Below are 19,420 nucleotides of genomic sequence, written 5' to 3'. Positions count from 1 at the left end.
TTTTTTTGATTAAGAAATTTAGTTAAGATAGGATGGAAACTCAATTAGTTTGAAGTGGGAAATAATCCTTTATGTTAGGTAAATTTCAAAAAAGCGAATTAAGAATTGAAGTTAAGGCAACAGAAAAATTTATCGGTGATTGTTTATTAGATATTAATAAATTAAAAAAATGGTTTTTCCCTTTAAAATTTGATCATCATTCTTCAGAAAAATTATCTCAAGATGATAGTTTTAATTTTTACCTTGGTGTCATAGAAATTAAAAATAAAGTAGATGTCATTGATAGTAATTATGTGAGAATAATTTTAAGCGGTGGTATTGATGGTTATCAGGAATGGTGTTGGGGTGATGGTTGGATTCAGTCTCGTCTTGAAGGAATTTCGATGTTACCCCTTAATTTAGGGCAAACCTTAAATTTATTGCGTTTAAAGTCTTTCGTAATAAATAAATCTCAGTAAAGAGAAAAACTGATCAGGTTTCACAGTATTTTTTAGTAACTTCATGGCGATAACGAAACATCTCTTGAAGGCGAGAATTTACCCACCAACCGAGGAAAATTTCACTTAACCACCCTCCCGGAATTCTATATTCAATAATATCTGTGAGCTTTGTTTCTAAACCTTTAGCCTCAAAATAATGACGATGAATCCATGAATCCATTGGTCCTCTAATTTGCTCATCAGTAAATATTTTATACTGTTCATATTCAGTATGACGGGCTAACCAAGAAATATGAATCAAGCCAAACATCAGTAAAAATTCGCTAGTTGCACCAATATTTAAACCTCCTTGTCTAGCAATAACTTTCACAGGTTGCCAAGGAGGAGTTAAAAGTTCGAGAATGTCTTGTCTTTCGTGAAATTCCCAAACTACTTTTACTGGTGCTTTAATAATACTTGAATATTGAAATTTTCTCACTATTTTTTATCAATTATTAATCGCTAATTATTAATTATTTAACCTAAATTTTCTCCAGAATAAATATTTTCAATAGGAGCGGGAGCCGCTAAATCAGTTTTAATAAAGCTCCGTGCAGTGACTGCTACTAAAGCAAATAAAGCAATCAAAATAGTAATTAAAGGAACTATCTGTTGACGAATAAAATTCATAATAAATAATGTAAATTTAGTAATAAAATAAAGTAGTTAATCAGGGATAATTAAACCTTTAGAATTGAGCCATTCACGGTTATAAAGTCGAGATTGATAACGGGCACCGCCATCACATAAAACAGTCACAATAGTATGCCCAGGTCCGAGTTTTTTGGCTAAAGCAACAGCCGCACCTACATTTATACCAACAGATCCCCCCATAAATAAGCCTTCTTTTCGTAGTAACTGATAAATAACCCGAATTGCCTCTTGATCATCAATTTGAATGGCATCATCAATGGGGACATTTTCCATATTAGCAGTTATTCTACTGTTGCCAATCCCCTCAGTAATAGAATTACCTTCCATTTTGATTTCTCCAGTTTTCACATAACTGTATAAACCGCTACCTAAAGGATCTGCCAAAACACATTGTATATCATGATTTTGATCTTTTAGAAATAAAGAAACCCCCGCAAAAGTTCCTCCTGTACCTGTTGCGGCTACCCAACCATCAATTTGATGATCTGTTTGCTCCCAAATTTCTTTCCCCGTAGTTTCGTAGTGTGCTTGACGATTAGCTAAATTATCGAATTGGTTTGCCCAGATAGCATTATCCATTTCAGAAGCAATTCTGCCAGAGAGTTTAACATAATTATTGGGATCTTTATAAGGTACAGCAGGTACAGCTCTAACTTCTGCTCCTAAAGTCCGTAAAGCGTCCATTTTTTCCTGTGATTGAGTATCAGGAATGACGATTACACATTTATAACCCTTGGCATTGCAAATATGAGCTAAACCGATGCCAGTATTTCCTGCCGTGCCTTCTACCACTGTGCCACCGGGTTTAAGCAATCCTTGAGCTTCTGCTTGTTGAATTATGTATAATGCGGCTCTGTCTTTCACCGAACCACCCGGATTCAAAAACTCTGCTTTGCCTAGAATTTCGCACCCCGTTTCTTCACTGAAACTATTTAAGCGAATTAATGGGGTATTGCCGATAGTACCAATGAAGCCGTCTTTAATATCCATTTCTCAGTATTTGATTAGTTCTTGTCATTTAAGTTTTTATTGTACAGTTCATTGACACTCCCGATAGGCTAAAGCCACGAGGATTCTTTAGAGGAGATAACTAACACAATGCTAGTCATTGCTCGTAACAACCACATTGTCATATCGTCTATTAACAAAAATATAATAGTACTTCACAAGGCGGTGTCAATCGTCACTACACTGTTAGCTATTGCCTTCAGTTTACTTTTAGGTTTATGCTTTTCACTCCCTTAATGTCTTTGCTTGTGGGGGCTGAGTCTATAGTGCATTGCACCGAGTACCATTTCGGTAACTCATCTTTTCAACAGGTGTCCCACCACTGGGAGTTGCACCGCACAATGAAGGTCTTAGTGGCTACCTTGATTTTAACCTAAAACCACTAAATATAAAGCCGTCTTAGAAGTACGGGGTTTCAGACCTAAGAATTTTGATGAACTTCTGAAGTAATGAGATTATCTTTTTTTTCGAGAAATTTTTTTTGATAAAAACCTTGACAATTTTTTTTTTTTGCGACATAATATTAAATGTACTGATTGCGGGTATAGCTCAGTGGTAGAGCGTCACCTTGCCAAGGTGAATGTCGCGCGTTCGAATCGCGTTACCCGCTTTTTAAAAGTGTTAAGAAATTTTGCTGGTAATTCTAGTCTTACAGATAATACTTAAGTATTGTATTATTTATATCAGTTAGTTCTAAAGTGCTTACTAACAAGCTCAAATTAGTTAAAATTTATGATTGATTGGCTTACTAAGGGCTTAAAATTAGTTAAGATTCAAGAGTAATTGATTAACTAAAAACATGAATATAAGTAGTGCTTTACCGACTTTTGTTGTCACCCTAAGAGAAGGTTTTGAGGCCGCTTTAGTAGTGGGAATTGTCTTTGCTTGTTTGCAAAAAGCACAAAAACAGGAATATTATCGTTGGATTTATTTAGGAGTTTGTGGTGGCATATTAGCAAGTGTTTCTGTTGGTTGGTTTCTTTGGGGTAGTTTACAACAAATAGATTCTAGTCAATACTTTTATGCACCTGTATTGAAAGAAATCTTAAAAACTTTATTTGCTTTAGTGGCGATCGCTATGTTAAGTTGGATGTTGATTTGGATGAGTCGCCAAGCTCAATCATTAAAAGGTGAAGTGGAAGGAGCGATTAATTCTGTATTAACCAATGAAAATGCAGGTAAAGGTATTTTTTTATTAGTCTTTATAGCCGTTTTACGAGAAGGTTTTGAAACGGTTTTATTTATGGCTGCTAAATTTCAAACTGATTTTATTAGCCCAACGATTGGAGCAATCTTAGGACTAATATTAGCAGGTTTAATGGGATGGGCATTATTTTATTGGGGAGTCAAAATAAATATTCGTTTATTCTTCAAAATTATGGGAGTTTTTCTCTTGTTAATTGTGGCTGGTTTAGTAATTAGTGCTTTAAAAAATTTAGATGGTGCAGTAACAATTCTTAGTCAAATTAATTCTAATTATGAAAGTTTATGTATATTTAAGCAAGGTTCTTGTTTATTAGGAATACCTATTTGGAATACCAGTAATTTTTTACCAGATGGTGAATTTCCAGGGATACTATTTAAAACTTTATTAGGTTATCGAGATCATATTTATTTAGTGCAATTAATTGCTTATTTGCTTTTTTTAAGTATTGTAGGTAATTTATATTTTTCTAGTTTAAAGTCGAAAACTAATTAATAGTTAATAGCTAACAATTTAATTCTCAAATTCTTTGAGTGAATATCATTTCATGGGATAAGTTCGTAATTCCTAATTCTTAATTTATATTATTTATCATGTCAAAAAAATATGACTTTGCACAACAATTTCCAAATCAAACACGAAAGGCAGGAGAATGTATCTTTGAAGAAGGAGAAAAAGGAGAATTTGCTTATATTATTGATGAGGGTGAAGTAGAAATTTCGACAATTTCTGCTGATAATAAAAAAATTATTTTAAATATCTTAAAAGCTGGTGATTTATTTGGTGAATTAGCCTTAGTTGATGGCAGCCCTCGCTCTGCTTCTGCCTATGCTAGAACTAATGTGGTGCTAACTATTGTCACCAGTGAACAAGTTAAAACTAGAATTGAAGATGCTGATCCTATCTTAAAATTATTATTAATGGTAGTGATGAAATATTTTCGATCAGAAACTGATAGATTAAGATTAGCGAAAGAAGAATTAGATCAATTAACTTTGCAAAAGACACAAAAAGATTATCAGGAAAAAATTTTTCAAGCTATTGAATTAATCAGACTAGAAAGTGAATTAAGAACGGGTTTTAAACAGAATGAATTAGTACCTTTTTATCAACCTATTATTGATTTAAAAACTAATTTAATTGTAGGTTTTGAGGTTTTATTAAGGTGGTTTTCTGCCACAAGGGGTAATATTTCTCCCTCAATTTTTATTCCTTTAGCAGAGTCAACTTCATTAATTGTTCCCATAGGAGAGTGGTTATTAGAAGAAGGTTTAAAAGCTATTTTACGAATTAAAGAAGAAACTAACTATAATGTTTTTTTGAGTATAAATATTGCTGAAAAACAAATTTCTGATGTAGATTTTCTTCCCATTTTTAAAAATAAAATTATTACTTCTTCTGTGAATCCTAATCAAATTAAATTAGAGATTTTAGAAAGAAGTTTATTTGAGGGAGATATTGCTTTATCATTAATGAATGATTGTCGTAATTTTGGGTTGCATTTAGTTATAGATGATTTTGGCACAGGATATGCTAATTTATCCTATTTAAAAAACTTTAAATTCGATACGATGAAAATAGATCAATGTTTTGTTAAAGATTTAGAAAATAATGATAAAGATCAAATTATTTGTCGTACTCTAATCAGTCTATCTCAGGGTTTAAATATGACAACAGTGGCTGAAGGCATTGAAAATCAATCACAGTTAGATATTTTAAAATCTCTTGGTTGTAATTATGGACAAGGATATTTATTTTCTCCTGCTTTACCTTTAGAAAAAGCTATTGATTTTATTAAACAACAACAACATCAATAGAGTTATAAAAAAATATTCCCTAGAAATGGGGATAGGGTGTTGGTGTAGTAAAATGATGGAATGATCAAGTTTAAGAAGATTATGCGCATATTCATTAGTACTGGAGAAGTTTCAGGAGATTTACAAGGAGGTTTATTAGTTCAAGCCTTTCATCGACAAGCTAAACAACTTAGTACTAATTTGATAGTTGAGGGTTTAGGTGGAGAAAAAATGCGCTGTGCTGGTGCTAATATTATCGCTGATACTACCGCTATTGGATCGGTGGGTTTATTAGAATCTTTACGTTTTATTTTCCCTACATTGCAGATTCAAAAAAAAGCTAAAAAATATTTAGAAGCTAATTTACCTGATATTGTTGTTTTAATTGATTATTTAGGTCCTAATTTGGCGATCGCCTCTTATTTGAAGCAAAAATTCCCAAAAATCCCTATAATTTGGTATATTGGTCCACAATTTTGGGTTTGGACACCATTAGGGCAAGATGTTAACCAATTAGTTGCTGTTACTGATAAATTACTAGCAATTTTTCCTGAAGAAGCTAAATTTTATCAAGATAAAGGATTAAGTAGCTCTTATGTAGGGCATCCGTTGGTAGATCGGATCAAAAATGCACCAACAAGAGAAGAAGCGAGAAAAAAATTAGGTATAAAAGAAGAAGAAAAAATGGTTGTTTTATTACCTGCATCTCGTGAACAGGAGTTAAAATATTTATTACCAGTAATGTTAGAATCTGTAAAAAAACTTCAAATTAAAATACCTTCAGCTCATTTTTATTTACCCATTTCTTTACCTAAATATCGCACTAAAATTGAGAAACTAATTACAGAATATAAATTAAATATCAATCTTTTTGAAGGGGAAACTTTAGAAATTTTAGCCGCCGCAGATTTAGCTATAACCAAGTCAGGTACGGTCAATTTAGAGTTAGGACTATTAAAAATTCCTCAAGTGGTAATTTATAAAGTTAATGCTTTTACCATTTGGGCAGCTCGTAAAATTTTAAGATTTTCTATTCCTTTTATGTCTCCTGTTAACTTAGTTTTAATGAGAGAAATTGTTCCAGAATTATTACAAGAAAAAGCCACGCCAGAAAATATTTTCAACCTTTCCTTAGATTTATTATTTAACAAATCTGCCCAAGAGAAATTACAGTCAGAATATCAAAAAATGATTAATACTCTTGATAATGGAGTTGATTGTGTTAGTGATACGGTTGCTCAAGAAGTCTTACAGTTTGCTGATAGCATCAAAAATGAATGCAATATTTAAGTTAAATGCTATGATACCAAGAGCAAAAAAATAATTAGTTGCCAAAATCAAGCAAGGTCAAATAAGTTAACAATGGGAAAAATTTGGGAATTAGATTTTTATTCACGTCCAATTTTAGACGATAATAACAAAAAACTATGGGAAATATTGATCTGTGAAAGTCCCACTGCTATTGATACGGATCTTAACTCTTTATTTCGTTATTCTCAATTTTGTTCCAATAATGAAGTTAATTCTGTAACTTTAAAAAAGGTGATCGCCACTGCCATCGAAAAATCAGGAGAAACTCCCAGTAAGATTCGCTTTTTCCGTCGTCAGATGAATAATATGATTATCAAAGGCTGTGAAGATGCTGGAATTGCAGTATTTTCCTCCCGTCATACTTATGCTCTAAATCAATGGTTAGAAGAAAGAAACGAAAACTTTTATCCACAACAACAAGGATATGATGAAAAAGCTCGACAATTAAATACAGTGCAATATCCTCAAAGTAATGCGATTAATCTCCCTGATGCTGTTAAAGGTGATAAAAAAGATAAATGGGCATTAGTAAATCTGTGTGCAAAAGATTTTGCGGAAATGAAAGAATGGGATATTGGCTTCGGTGAAGCTTTCCCTCTTTCGATGATAAATATTGAACCCGATACTATAATTCCTGGATTGATTATTTTCTCTCAAAGGGCGTTACCTTTAGCAGGATGGATGTCTGGTTTAGAATTAGGTTATTTAAGGCTCGACAAAGGAAATTTCCCTAAAATCTCTTTAGAAACAGGAGTTAGTGATAGTTGGATTCTTGCGAATCTTACAGATAAAGCTACTTTAGCAGAAGGAGAAAATTTTGAAAGAGTCAAAAAACAAGCTAACGGAGTTCACTTTTTAGCGGTACAATCTTCCCCAGAATCAGAATCTTTTGCTGGTTTTTGGCTACTTCTGGACAATTAACTATCAACAATCAATAATTTAAACAAGATTAGAAGAAAATTAAAGATTTATTATTATGAGTGAAAGAACAATTATTACAGGCTCTGGTATTCCCCTCATCGGTAATGACATTGACACCGATCGCATTATTCCCGCTCGTTTTTTACGATGTGTAACTTTTGATGGTTTGGGAGAACAAGTATTTGCCGATGATAGAAGTGCCATGAATGGGCGACATCCTTTCGATTTACCTCAATATCAAAATGCAAAAATTTTGGTAGTTAATGCCAACTTCGGTTGTGGCTCAAGTAGAGAACACGCTCCTCAAGCTATTTCTCGTTGGGGTATTGATGCCATTGTTGGGGAGAGTTTTGCTGAAATATTTTCGGGTAACTGTTTAACGATGGGAATTCCTTGTGTTACCACCACTTCTGGTAACATTAAAAGTATTCAAAATTTATTGACAGAAAATCCTAATATTTCCATGATTTTAGATTTAGAAAATTTAAAAATACAATGTGGATATTATAGTAGTACGATAAAAATGGATTCTGGTGCCAGAAATATGTTAACAACGGGAAAATGGGATACCTGTGGTTTATTAACAAAAAATATAGATGAAATTAAAACCACCGCCACAAAATTACCTTATTTAACGTGGTAAATTTTCCAAATTTACAAAAAGTATGAGGTTAAAAGCTCTAAAAAATCTTTCATTGGTATTGCTATATAAAAACTTAATTACTCACAAAACGGGAAATATCTGCTCAGGAGGCTCAAGATGGTAACACTAACCTCAATAAAACCGCAAATCACCTTGGAAGAATTTTTAAAACTACCAGAAACAAAACCCTACAGTGAATACATTGAAGGAAAAATAGAGCAAAAACCCATGCCCCAAGGACAACATAGTATTATTCAAACTTCTCTATCCGCTAAAATCAATGAGATAGGAAAACAAAAAAAAATTGCCTTAGCCTTAACGGAATTAAGATGTAACTTTCTTGATCGATCTATAGTGCCAGATATTAGTATTTTTTTCTGGAATCGTATCCCTAAGGATGAACAAGGAAGAATTGCTAATCGTTTTAATCTTCATCCTGATTGGGTAATTGAAATCTTGTCCCCTGAACAATCTGCCAATAAAATCATTAAAAGAATTATGTTTTGTGTGAACCAGGGTACACAACTAGCATGGTTAATTGATCCTGAAGATGAATCAGTAATGATTTTTAAACCGAATCAGTTTCCCGAAATTAAATCTGACGATGAAATTTTACCTGTTTTAGATGAGCTTAAAGAAATTCAATTATCCGTTCGAGAAATGTTTAGTTGGTTAAGTCTTAACTAATATATAATGACAAAAACCTTGATATATTTGTCAAGATAATCATCTAATATTACAACAAATAATTGCCTATTCTTCATTCTCAAAATTTATCAATCTGAAATTATTCCCGTATTGAGTATAGATTTAATAAGATGATCACCTTTATTTTTTAATTATATTCTCACCAAAAATGTAAGCTAAAATACTTGATTAAAGAGATTAAAAAAAGTAGCAAATATGTTTGTTCAAGAAAAAATCGATGATGATTTGAGACAAGAAGAAAAGTTGGTGATTTTAGAGGAGTTTTGAGATTAGTATACTGATGGTTATGAAGATCGACTTGAATTACATAATGAGTTGTTTTCAAAATACAACCCACTAACACCCATGAACTAGTAGCGGGTGTTTTAGCCTCAAAATTATCTGTTTAACCTCAGTTTTGGATAAGAAAACAGGCAAATAGTAAGCTGAATATAGCAAACTATCAAACTAACTACTGCCTTATGTTTAATTTAGACTATTTATTTTGTCATGTCGATGATTTCTGCCAACAATTTGAGACTCAATGGCAACAAAAGCTCTTATCTCATGGAGCTGTTACTCGTCTTAGAGCCAAAAGTCTTTGTCTAAGTGAAATTATGACCATCCTTATCGCTTTCCATCAGAACCATTACCGTAATTTCAAACATTTTTATCTCAATCACGTTCAACAATATTGGTTCGATGCTTTTCCAAAACTACCTAGTTATCAACGTTTTATTCAATGGGTACCATCAACTGTCATTCCTTTGTGTGTTTATCTCAAACATTGCTTTGGCAATTGTACAGGGATTAGTTTTATTGATTCTACGAAGATTCAAGTGTGTCATAATCGACGTATTTCACGACATAAGGTATTTCAGGATTTAGGGGCGAGAGGAAAAACCTCTGTGGATTGGTTTTTTGGTTTTAAACTTCATCTAGTAGTCAATGAACTGGGAGAAATTCTCCATATGAGTCTGACTGGGGGAAATGTGGATGACCGAAAACCAGTAATTGATCTTCTCCAAAAACTTTGGGGTAAAGTGTTTGCTGATGGAGGTTATGTATCTCAAAAATTAACGACCAAACTTTTGAAAGATTACGGAATCGAGTTTTTTGCCAAGAGGAAACGTAACATGAAAAACAAATTAATGCGTCTTCACGACAAATTACTATCTCGTAAGCGATTGATTGTCGAAACCATTAATGATCAATTAAAGAATATCTCACAAATAGAACATTCACGCCATCGTTCACCAATAAATTTTTGTGTCAACTTATTATGTGGATTAATCGCATATTCTCACCAAGCAAAAAAGCCGAGTCTCCGTTTAGAATGGCTTTTACCTCAATCTGCTTAACCAAAACTCAGGTTGTTTATATTGATCGTTTCAATTTACCCTTATTTATTATCCCTCGTCAAAGATTAATTAAAATCATAGACACAGATAAATAAATCAGCTTATATTCCTTATGTGATGGTGTTAGAGAAGGTTAGGGGAAGACCTTATATTAGTACACAAAAAGGCATTGGTGATTTTAGGTATGAAGAAGACTAAAAGTAGTTCTCCCTAAAGGACGAAAAGGAATTGGTATATCTTTAAATTTGAGATAGTGAATCAATAGTGAAACAGAATACTTTAAAATCTCCATGGATTTTGAATAACATAAAGTTTTTCGATGTAGTCTAGCAAGATAATGTCTTAATCTCGTATTTTCTCCCTCCACTCTGGTCATGTATGTTTTACAGATGATTTGGTCGCCCTCAGGAATAAAGTTTCCATAGACTTTCCACCCGTCTGTTACATAAAAATAACAATGCCATTTTTTTACTTGCTCCCACAACGGTCTAAATGTTTTTGCACTTCTATCCCCTATGACCCATTCCAATATACCCTCGTGAAAATGATCTACCGCTGTCCATCGCCAGATTGGTTTTTTTTGAGCCGACAAAGGTTTGCAATTCATCTAATTCTCCAACTTCTGGTCGCGTTTCTGGATGATAGCTCTGTGGCAAAATTTGACCCACTGCTTTAACCCAAGAGATGATCGTTGTATGATGCACCTGTTTAATCCTCCCAATAGCTCGAAAACCCATACCATTGACGTACATTTTTAAGCATTCTTTTCTGAGATCATCACTATAACCTTTACCACTGAGTTGTTCTAGAGCTATAAATTGTCCGCGACAATAAACACAAATATGATTTTGTTTTCCTTTTTTTATGCCATTTTTATTGATATTCTTGGAGCCACATTCTGGACATTTCATGTTTTTTTACTTCACTTTTTTCCTTTTTCTATCATACCCTCATTCACCAACGCCCACAAAAACAATCAACCATTTCTATTACAATCAAGATTATAAAAAATTTTATCAAAATTTATCTTCTCAAAAAATTTTAAATAAAAGTATTTGCCCGAATATAATTAACCATTAGCAATTATATTATTAGTGTAGAGTGGGCATCCCCCACAATCAAGAATTATATCTCATGACTATTCATAGCAACATTACCCTCTCGATGATTGTCAAAAACGAGGCACACAACCTTGTAGATTGTCTTAATAGTGTCAAAAATTTAGTGGATGAGATAGTGATTGTCGATACAGGCTCAACCGACAATACAAAAGAAATAGCAAACAACTCAGGTGCAAAAGTTTATGATTATTCGTGGCAAGATAATTTTGCCCAAGCCAGAAATCAAACCTTAGAATATGTCAACACAGAATGGGTTTTAGTCTTAGATGCTGACGAAATTTTAAACCCCCCAATTATCCCTTATATTCAACAAGTGATTAAAGAAAAAGATAATCTGGTTGTTAATTTAATTCGTCACGAAATTGGCGCACTTTCTTCTCCTTATTCTCAATTATCTCGTTTATTTAGAAAACATCCTGACATCAAATTTTCCCGCCCTTATCATGCTTTAATTGATGATGCGGTATTATCTTTACAAGAAAAAGAAACTCATTGGCGCATCGTTGATTTACCAGAAATTGCCATTAAACATTATGGTTATCAACCCGAAATTATTGCTTCTCAAGATAAAACTCAACGGGCAAAAAAAGCCATGGAATCTTATTTAAAGGGAAATCCCAATGATGCTTATGTTTGCAGTAAATTAGGTGCATTATACCTTGATTTAGGAGACACCAAAAAAGGTCTAAAATTGCTGAAGACTGGCTTAAAATTGAATTTAGCAACCACTGCGACATTATTTGAACTGCATTACCATCTAGCTAATGCTTTAGTCAAAGAAAAACAATGGGATACCGCCGTTAAACATTATCAAAAAGCCATTACACAACCAATATTAGCGAAACTCAAATTAGGAGCTTATCATAACTTAGGTAGTTTATGTTATCAAGGACAAGATTTTAATAACGCCATTAAACTTTATGAAGAATGCTTAAAAATCGAACCAAATTTTGCCTTAGCTTATTATAATTTGGGGTTAACTTATCGAGCAATGGGACGTAACTTTAAAGCCATTGACGCATATCAAAACGCTATCAAACTCAATCCAAGTTATCCTTGGGCATATCAAAATTTAGGAGTTTTATTATATAAACAAGGAGAAATAGAAGACAGTATTCGCGCTTTTCAAAAAGCCTATGATTTGAATAAACAACAAAATCCAAAAGTTGCCCAAGAATTAAAACAAGAATTATTAAATATGGCTATAGAATTAACAGAAAATTAAGAATTATTTCCTATTCTTTAATCTCAAGTTTGATTTTGAAGGCAATGTGTGATTATAATGACTGCAACATTAGTTGTTGTGAATACATTATATGGCATAAAGTATTATGAATAGATTTCTAGTCGGTGATCCTGTACCTTGGTTTCAGTGTAAAAGTACTAGCAACCCTACCTATAACTTTAGCACTGTTAGTGGTCGTTATATAATTTTATGTTTTTTTGGTTCGGCTGCTACAGAAAATAGTATTAAAGCCTTATCTTTTTTTTATCAAGAAATGCGACATCAATTTAATGATACCAATTTATGTTTTTTTGGTGTAAGTGTTGATCCTCAAGATCAAGAATTAAATCGTGTTCAAGATATAATACCGGGTATTCGTTTCTTTTGGGATTTTGATTTAAAAGTTAGTAACCAATATGGTGCATTAAAATCTCAAGATGATAATATTCTCTATAATCCTTTTACTCTTATTCTTGATCCTACATTACGGATAATTGCTAATATCTCTCTTAATGATCCTGATACTCATAATCGTGAGATCGCTGATATAATAAACAAATTACCTTCTGTCGATGATCATGCTCAAGTGCCTTTAACTGCACCAATTTTAATCGTACCTCGTGTATTTGAGCCAGAATTTTGTCAAGAACTAATTAAGTTATATAATCAAAATGGTGGCTCTGTGTCAGGATTTATGCAAGAAAAAGACGGAAAAACTGTTGGCATAATCAATGATAAATTTAAACGTCGCCAAGATTATAATATAGAATCAGAAGACATTAAAAGTCATTTGAGATCTTGTTTAGTGAGAAGATTATTGCCTGAAATAAAAAAAGCCTTTCAATTTGACGTCACTCGTATTGAACGTTATATCGTAGCTTGTTATGATAGCGAATCGGGAGGATTTTTTCGCCCCCATCGAGATAATACAACAAAAGGCACGGCTCATCGTCGTTTTGCCGTAACAATTAATCTGAATGCAGAAGAATATGAAGGGGGTAATTTACGTTTTCCCGAATTTGGCTCAAAAACCTACCGAGCACCTAGTGGTGGCGCTGTCGTTTTTTCTTGCTCTTTACTTCATGAAGCTACTCCAGTAACTCAAGGTACTCGTTATGCAACCTTACCTTTTTTATATGATGATGAAGCAGCAAAAATTAGACAAGAAAATCTGAAATTTTTTGATAATGAAACAGCCAATATTAATCAATAAAAATGTTTCTTTTTTTACAAAATTAAATAATATATTAATCCTATAGGGGTTGTAAAATTTTTGGAGGTGTTAGCTATTAGCTTTCATGAGTTCATTTTAGGGGTATTGCAAAAATTACAGATTTATTTATTAATTGTTAATTATTCACAAATAATTTAGAATTGCTATAAATAAAATTTGTCTCCCCGTTGATGAAAAATTCCTACTTCTAAAAAAGAATTTCCTGTGAATATATAACCATTTTTTTGATAAAAAATAATACTTTCTTGACGGGCATGGAGATAAAAATGATTAATTCCTAAATCACAGAAAACTTCTTCAATTTTCTTTAATAATAAACTACCTATTCCTTGTTTTTGATATTCAGGAATAACCAACATTTGTCTAATTTTTACTGTTTCGTTTTCTCTGATTCCTAAAACACAACCGATAATTTGATCGTCATGATAAGCTACCATATGATATGCGTGGCGATCAATTTCTAAATCATCAGGAGTAAAATTGATTCCGAGAGGAAGACGCAGATATTTTTCTCTGATTTCTCGGGCTTGATAATATGCTTGAGAATTGAATTTAACGGCTTTAATTAAAATATTATTTTTCATATAGTATCAAAAGTTAACAAGATCATGATTACATTTTGGTTTAAGACATAAATAAAATTAATTTTATGAATGAAAATATTGGCAATCAAAGAGATTGGATTTGGCACGGTTGGCATATTCGTTATACTTTTAAACGAGTAGCTTTAGAAAATAAATTCTCAGACATACCTATAATACTTTTACATGGTTTTGGTGCATCTTTAGGACATTGGCGACATAATATCCCTGTTTTAAGTCAACATCACACGGTTTACGCTCTTGATTTACTTGGTTTTGGGGCATCAAAAAAAGCTTATACTAACTATGGTGTGGAATTATGGTCTGAATTAGTCTATGATTTTTGGAATACTTTTATTACTCAACCTTGTATTATTCTCGGTAACTCTATTGGTTCATTAATTGCTTTAAACACTGTGGTTGAATATCCTCTGATAGCCAAAGGTTTAGTGATGTTGAGTTTGCCTGATATATCGGCAAGACAAAAGTTAATTCCTCCTAAAATTCAACCTTTTGTCAATACCTTAGAAAATTTAGTTGCCTCTCCTTTTCTTATTCGTCTAATTTTTTATTTAGTGCGTCAACCTAGCATTATCCGTCGTAGTTTAAAGTTTGCTTATATTGATCATACCAATGTCGATGATGAATTAGTAAATATTATTAGTCTTCCTCCTCATGATCGTGGTGCTGCTCGTGCTTTAATTGCTTTAAGTAAATCTGTTAGTAATTTTTCTTTATCCACCTCAGAATTATTAAAACAAATTAATATTCCTATATTATTACTTTGGGGTAAAAGCGATCGCTTAATTCCGCCAACTTCAGCAAAAGAATTAGTAAAAATAAACCCAAAAATTGAACTACAATTATTAGATAATTTAGGACATTGTCTTCATGATGAAAATCCAGATTTATTTCATCAATTATTATTAAAATGGTTAGCCCAAATTTTAGATAATAACAATTTTATAGATACAGGATGTTGAAAAATTATTTTTGTGGGGATAAGAGAAATGCTTATGAATAAGTATTTCAAGCTGAGGGGGCGACAATGAAGGTAAACAGACGATGGCATAAGAGATTGAAGCTGGTAATCTGGATAAAAATAAGATGTTTTTAGTTTTTATATTAATTACTATAGAAAAAGATGTTTCAACTTCCCCAATTTTATCAGGAGTATTTAAAAAAACAGTTTAATTTACCTCAATATTTAACTCTTTGTCTTTTAGTTAATTTACTTCAAAATCTTAAAACTGTTAGGTTAGAAGAAATGGCAAAACTTTTTCCTTATCCGATTAAATTAAGAAGTAGAATTAAAAAGTTACAAAGATTTTTAAGTCTGAAAAATTGGAAAGTTGAAACCATATGGTTTCCGATTTTAAAATCATGGATTATGAACCAATGAGAATCAAACAAAGTAATTTATTTAGTCATTGATAGAACACAGTGGCAAAACATTAATATATTGATGGTAAGTTTAGTTCATCATCAAGGAGCTATCCCTGTATATTTTATCTTATTAAATAAAAAAGGAAGTAGTAATTTATCAGAACAAAAACAAGTATTAGAAGCAAGTATTAATTTATTAATTGAATATAAAATAATCGTTTTAGGAGATAGAGAATTTTGCTCTGTGGATTTAGCAAAATGGTTATCAGTAGAGAAACAGGTTTATTTATCTCTACGTTTAAAAAAGAGTGAATATGTGGAGTTAGAAACTGATATATGGTTTCGATTGAGTGAATTAGGTTTATCTCCAGGATTCTCCGTATATTATCGAGGAATAAAAGTTACAAAAACCAAGGGATTCTCAGGAATTAATTTAGCAGCAAAATGGAAGAAAAACTATAGACATAAATCGAGTAAACAGCCATGGTTTATTCTCACAAATTTAGAAAGTATGTCGGAAACAATCTCTGCTTATTCCAAAAGAATGGGTATTGAAGAAATGTTTAGAGATTTTAAATTAGGAGGTTATAACTTAGAAAGTACAAAACTTGAAAATGAACGACTAATTTCTTTAATTATACTGATAACATTATCCTATAGTTATTCAACATTTATAGGAGAAGAAATTAAAAGAAAAGGAATAAGTGAATATCTAGTTAGACCCACAGAAAAAAGAAGAAGATATAAAAGATATAGTGATTTTTCTATTGGTTTAAATGGGATAAAATGGCTAAGTGAAATCTGCTTTTTTCAAGAACAATTAGATAAGTTAACCTCTTTATTTCCTCAGAAACAGTCCTATTATCGTCAAGGTATGAGGGCTATTTCCCTTATCCAATCTGCATTCTGAATGTTCTGTCGCCCCCTCAGTATTTCAAGACGAATATTAGAAATAAAATTAAACCAAAAATAATTATTAACTATTAATTATTAACTGTTGATATATTGCTTGTTTTTGTTCATCGTCATATCCCCAACGATTTAAAAACTCTTGATAAACTCCTTTTTTATTTTTAATTGTATTAAGTAATAATCCTATTTTTTCCTCAATTTCTGATAAGGATAAATCATCAATTAAAATTAAACTTCTTTTAGCAACTCTAGCAGATTTTTTAGCCATTTCCAAGTTATTATTTCTTTCATGAGTTATCTTCATTGCTGTGGACATTGCCACATTTTTAACTAATAATTCACTAACTATTTCGGCAGATGTTTTTAATCCTGCAATAATACCTGATGATTTTTCATCTACGAATAGATTATCGTTAGTTAAATAAGTTACAAAAAAACCTCTAGCACCATTTTCTGAAATAACTAAAGATGAAACAATAGATTTTTTTTCTGACTCTGATAACTCAGGAATTTGTTGAATAAATTTTTCTGTTAAGGCAATTGCTTCTTCAAAAGTAATATTTTTTTGTGCTATTAAACTCATCATTTTTGCCAAAATAAATCTATGATCTTGTTTGATTGAAATTGATGATCCTTGATCTTCAAAGTATTTCTTAAGCTAACTTTTTGCTAGAAAATTTAGAATCAAGGATCGATCAATTAATCTGTCAAATATAATAATCTTTTGCCATGAATTAATGCCGCAACGGTTACAATATCAGATTCAATACGATAAATCAAACGATAACTATAGGCAAATTGTTCGATAATGGTAGATTCTTCTATTTCAGGAATTAATCTTCCATGTTTTGCCTCTTCTGATAATTTGCTAGTAATTTCTATCACCCTTTGAACCACGGCGGCGGCATAAGACGGTGAATCCCTAGCAATATAAGCCGCTATCGCTTCTACATCTTCTACTGCTTTGGGAGACCAAACTACTCTATAAGCCATTTACTTAACAACCCTTCTACTTCTGCTTGTTGTAAAACCCCTTCTGTATCTGCAAATTGTAATCCTTGACGCACTTTTCCTAATACATATAAATGATATTGTATATCTTCAATGGTGCAATCATCAGGTAATTTTCTCAACATCGACTCAACTTTTTCTTTTGTCGAACTCATAAAATAATTAGGAATTAATTATTAATAATTAGAAATTAGAAATTTAAGACAAGATGCTTCTATTATAATATCAATTACTTCTTCTTCTCCTTTTATCCTATTAAGGTCCAGAAAAAACAGCATCTTCAATGTCTCGACGAGAAAGAGAATAACGAAATACTCTTTTTATGTCACTACCATCTGCTCCAGCATTGAGATAGTTAACATTAAGATCTTCTATCTCAAGGGTTATTTCTGCCTCCCATTCCAATTTTTTTATATACCAACAGTTAAGTTGTTGTGGATTTTGCTCACATCCCATTTGTTTTAACCAATTTTCAATTTCGGGTAATGGAAAATTATATAAAGGACTGTTAGGGTTTAATTTTGGCATTATTTTCTTGAAGTCAGACAAAAAATAGGATTTAAGGTCAACAATTATAACTATATAATAGAACTTCTCAACCAAGCAAGAGTTATTGCTAATAACAGACAACTAATTATTGTGATTCCCATTAATAATAAAGCAAATAATTCACCACCAGATAGCGGTCTTTCGGTAGGATCTAAATAAGTTGATGTCATTCCTTCTTCTTCTTCTGATAATGACATTGACAAATCATAAGAACTTTGAATTACATTCCAACGAGAATAACCAATTTGTAAATCATAAAGTGATCGCTTTTCGGGATTGGCTAAGATACCATAAGCCTCATTTAATTTTTGAAATTGTTGCTTTGCTTCCTCTAAAGGTAAATTAGTTGTATCGGGATGATAAAGTTTACTTAACTCTCGATAAGATCTTCTAATATCCATTGCTGATGCGCTGGGATGTAAATTAAACAATCCATAGTGAGTGTTGGCAAAATATTTACGAACACTAGAAGAATATTTATTATTACTAAATGAGTTCACCGTTTTTTTGTCATCAAGATCTGTTTCAATATTCTAGTACAAGGTTTTATTTTTTTGTATCTCATTTATCAAACTTTAACTTATGTTAACAACTCGCTTTTATTCGACTTTTAGACGCATCTTTATTACTTTCTTTTGTATTTTAAGTTTTTGGTTTAGTTACACCGATATTAGTAATGCTAGTATTGATGATGATCGCTACGATGGCAATATTTTTGTTGTTTATGCAGGGAATGGTTCTTTAGTACCTTCTAAATTAACCTTAAAACAATCCTTAGCTCGAAAAATGCCAGTAATTTTAGTATATTACCTTGATGATAATAGCGATTCCAAGCAATATGCTTTTATAGTTTCTCGTTTTCAAGAATTTTATGGACGTGCCGCTAGTATCATTGCCACCACAGTGGATACTATTCCTCTAAAAGATAAATATGAACCTGATGAACTGGGTTATTATTATAAAGGTGGTATTCCTCAAACCGTTGTTTTAGATCAAAAAGGTAAAGTCGTCTTTGATGAAATAGGACAATCAAAATTTGAGGATGTGGACGATATGTTACGAAAGATTTTTGACTTAGTACCTCGTTCAGAATCTGTGGAATTAAAACGCAAAACCTTCAATGAATTTAATAGCGAATTAGTACCCCAAACAAAAGAGTAATCATATAGCAATCCTACTACGGTGGGAGTTGTGAGATTTTTTAATCTTTAATTATTCACCAATGATTTAGGATTGCTATAGTAATAAATTTAAGAATACAAATAAAAATTTTATTGAATCACAGCATAGCCTCTAATAAATCTAATCTTAAATTAAACCCTCTGAACTTTTGGCAC

The 19,420-nt window shown here is 31.9% G+C and carries 24 protein-coding genes and 1 tRNA gene; 15 read left to right on the top strand and 10 right to left on the bottom strand.

Annotated elements, in window-relative coordinates; translation table 11 throughout:
• Positions 1-71 precede the first annotated feature (71 nt).
• A complete protein-coding gene (locus tag GM3708_RS07865) occupies positions 72-458 on the top strand; it encodes a hypothetical protein (RefSeq protein ID WP_066345401.1) in 387 nt (128 codons plus the stop codon).
• A 13-nt stretch (positions 459-471) separates the two neighbouring features.
• On the opposite strand, the gene GM3708_RS07860 is transcribed toward GM3708_RS07865, so the two are convergent.
• Genes GM3708_RS07860 through GM3708_RS07855 form a run of 3 tightly spaced genes read right to left on the bottom strand, consistent with a single transcriptional unit; the run spans position 472 to position 2,123 of the window.
• Positions 472-918, bottom strand: a complete 447-nt coding sequence (locus GM3708_RS07860; RefSeq protein WP_066345400.1) for an SRPBCC family protein — start codon at positions 916-918, stop codon at positions 472-474.
• A 38-nt stretch (positions 919-956) separates the two neighbouring features.
• Complete coding sequence (locus tag GM3708_RS18845) at positions 957-1,109, bottom strand: hypothetical protein (protein ID WP_173645002.1); 153 nt, start codon at positions 1,107-1,109, stop codon at positions 957-959.
• A 36-nt stretch (positions 1,110-1,145) separates the two neighbouring features.
• Complete coding sequence (locus GM3708_RS07855; RefSeq protein ID WP_066345398.1) at positions 1,146-2,123, bottom strand: cysteine synthase A; 978 nt, start codon at positions 2,121-2,123, stop codon at positions 1,146-1,148.
• Between the two features lie 556 nt (positions 2,124-2,679).
• Between GM3708_RS07855 and GM3708_RS07850 the strand changes: the two genes are divergently transcribed.
• The 8 genes from GM3708_RS07850 to GM3708_RS07815 all read left to right on the top strand — a co-directional run bounded on the left by GM3708_RS07850 (position 2,680) and on the right by GM3708_RS07815 (position 10,064).
• Positions 2,680-2,751, top strand: a tRNA-Gly gene (locus tag GM3708_RS07850).
• A 189-nt stretch (positions 2,752-2,940) separates the two neighbouring features.
• A complete protein-coding gene (locus GM3708_RS07845) occupies positions 2,941-3,840 on the top strand; it encodes an FTR1 family protein (protein ID WP_066345397.1) in 900 nt (299 codons plus the stop codon).
• 98 nt (positions 3,841-3,938) lie between these two features.
• Positions 3,939-5,162, top strand: a complete 1,224-nt coding sequence (locus GM3708_RS07840) for an EAL domain-containing protein (RefSeq protein ID WP_066345388.1) — start codon at positions 3,939-3,941, stop codon at positions 5,160-5,162.
• 81 nt (positions 5,163-5,243) lie between these two features.
• Positions 5,244-6,431: a lipid-A-disaccharide synthase gene (gene lpxB / locus GM3708_RS07835; RefSeq protein WP_066345387.1), complete on the top strand. Its 1,188-nt coding sequence runs from the start codon at positions 5,244-5,246 to the stop codon at positions 6,429-6,431.
• A gap of 72 nt (positions 6,432-6,503) precedes the next feature.
• Complete coding sequence (locus GM3708_RS07830; protein ID WP_066345386.1) at positions 6,504-7,373, top strand: Tab2/Atab2 family RNA-binding protein; 870 nt, start codon at positions 6,504-6,506, stop codon at positions 7,371-7,373.
• A 55-nt stretch (positions 7,374-7,428) separates the two neighbouring features.
• Entirely contained in the window at positions 7,429-8,016 is a 588-nt protein-coding gene (leuD, locus tag GM3708_RS07825; RefSeq protein WP_066345385.1) for a 3-isopropylmalate dehydratase small subunit, read from the top strand.
• A 117-nt stretch (positions 8,017-8,133) separates the two neighbouring features.
• Entirely contained in the window at positions 8,134-8,703 is a 570-nt protein-coding gene (locus tag GM3708_RS07820) for a Uma2 family endonuclease (RefSeq protein WP_066345384.1), read from the top strand.
• A 482-nt stretch (positions 8,704-9,185) separates the two neighbouring features.
• Positions 9,186-10,064 (top strand): IS982 family transposase, encoded by an 879-nt coding sequence (locus tag GM3708_RS07815; RefSeq protein ID WP_066342778.1) that lies wholly within the window; start codon positions 9,186-9,188, stop codon positions 10,062-10,064.
• A gap of 178 nt (positions 10,065-10,242) precedes the next feature.
• Here the strand turns inward: GM3708_RS07815 and GM3708_RS07810 are convergent.
• A protein-coding gene (locus GM3708_RS07810) for an IS1 family transposase (RefSeq protein ID WP_144439296.1) occupies positions 10,243-10,975 on the bottom strand; the annotation gives its coding sequence in 2 pieces (ribosomal slippage) (positions 10,243-10,636 and positions 10,635-10,975; 735 coding nt in all).
• Positions 10,976-11,198: 223 nt separating this feature from the next.
• Here GM3708_RS07810 and GM3708_RS07805 point away from each other — a divergent pair.
• Entirely contained in the window at positions 11,199-12,410 is a 1,212-nt protein-coding gene (locus GM3708_RS07805) for a tetratricopeptide repeat protein (RefSeq protein ID WP_173645001.1), read from the top strand.
• A gap of 106 nt (positions 12,411-12,516) precedes the next feature.
• Entirely contained in the window at positions 12,517-13,623 is a 1,107-nt protein-coding gene (locus tag GM3708_RS07800; protein ID WP_066345379.1) for a 2OG-Fe(II) oxygenase, read from the top strand.
• A gap of 164 nt (positions 13,624-13,787) precedes the next feature.
• Here the strand turns inward: GM3708_RS07800 and GM3708_RS07795 are convergent, their stop codons facing one another.
• Positions 13,788-14,228, bottom strand: coding sequence for a GNAT family N-acetyltransferase (locus GM3708_RS07795; RefSeq protein WP_066345378.1), 441 nt, complete (start codon positions 14,226-14,228; stop codon positions 13,788-13,790).
• A gap of 65 nt (positions 14,229-14,293) precedes the next feature.
• Between GM3708_RS07795 and GM3708_RS07790 the strand changes: the two genes are divergently transcribed.
• From GM3708_RS07790 to GM3708_RS07785, 3 genes are all read left to right on the top strand, one after another.
• Positions 14,294-15,208: an alpha/beta fold hydrolase gene (locus tag GM3708_RS07790; protein ID WP_066345377.1), complete on the top strand. Its 915-nt coding sequence runs from the start codon at positions 14,294-14,296 to the stop codon at positions 15,206-15,208.
• 161 nt (positions 15,209-15,369) lie between these two features.
• Positions 15,370-15,627: a transposase gene (locus tag GM3708_RS19280; RefSeq protein WP_231933125.1), complete on the top strand. Its 258-nt coding sequence runs from the start codon at positions 15,370-15,372 to the stop codon at positions 15,625-15,627.
• 15 nt (positions 15,628-15,642) lie between these two features.
• Positions 15,643-16,521, top strand: a complete 879-nt coding sequence (locus GM3708_RS07785) for an IS4 family transposase (RefSeq protein ID WP_255358445.1) — start codon at positions 15,643-15,645, stop codon at positions 16,519-16,521.
• Positions 16,522-16,587: 66 nt separating this feature from the next.
• Here GM3708_RS07785 and GM3708_RS07780 read toward each other — a convergent pair whose 3' ends face one another.
• The 5 genes from GM3708_RS07780 to GM3708_RS07760 form a co-directional block, all read right to left on the bottom strand.
• Positions 16,588-17,109 carry a hypothetical protein gene (locus GM3708_RS07780; RefSeq protein WP_315862624.1) on the bottom strand — a complete coding sequence of 174 codons (522 nt, stop codon included), beginning with the start codon at positions 17,107-17,109 and terminating at the stop codon, positions 16,588-16,590.
• Between the two features lie 113 nt (positions 17,110-17,222).
• Positions 17,223-17,516 (bottom strand): type II toxin-antitoxin system RelE/ParE family toxin, encoded by a 294-nt coding sequence (locus GM3708_RS07775; protein ID WP_066345375.1) that lies wholly within the window; start codon positions 17,514-17,516, stop codon positions 17,223-17,225.
• Positions 17,501-17,689, bottom strand: a complete 189-nt coding sequence (locus GM3708_RS07770; protein ID WP_066345373.1) for a hypothetical protein — start codon at positions 17,687-17,689, stop codon at positions 17,501-17,503. The genes GM3708_RS07775 and GM3708_RS07770 overlap by 16 nt, the downstream gene beginning before the upstream one ends.
• A 100-nt stretch (positions 17,690-17,789) precedes the next feature.
• Positions 17,790-18,062, bottom strand: a complete 273-nt coding sequence (locus GM3708_RS07765) for a DUF3143 domain-containing protein (protein ID WP_066345371.1) — start codon at positions 18,060-18,062, stop codon at positions 17,790-17,792.
• Positions 18,063-18,112: 50 nt separating this feature from the next.
• Positions 18,113-18,583: a J domain-containing protein gene (locus GM3708_RS07760; protein ID WP_066345369.1), complete on the bottom strand. Its 471-nt coding sequence runs from the start codon at positions 18,581-18,583 to the stop codon at positions 18,113-18,115.
• 82 nt (positions 18,584-18,665) lie between these two features.
• Between GM3708_RS07760 and GM3708_RS07755 the strand changes: the two genes are divergently transcribed.
• Positions 18,666-19,244: a thylakoid membrane photosystem I accumulation factor gene (locus GM3708_RS07755; RefSeq protein WP_144439295.1), complete on the top strand. Its 579-nt coding sequence runs from the start codon at positions 18,666-18,668 to the stop codon at positions 19,242-19,244.
• Positions 19,245-19,420: the final 176 nt, after the last annotated feature.

This window comes from Geminocystis sp. NIES-3708, assembly GCF_001548095.1.
In the GTDB taxonomy this organism is placed as follows: Bacteria; Cyanobacteriota; Cyanobacteriia; order Cyanobacteriales; family Cyanobacteriaceae; genus Geminocystis.
This window is presented reverse-complemented; position numbering and strand designations above follow the sequence as displayed.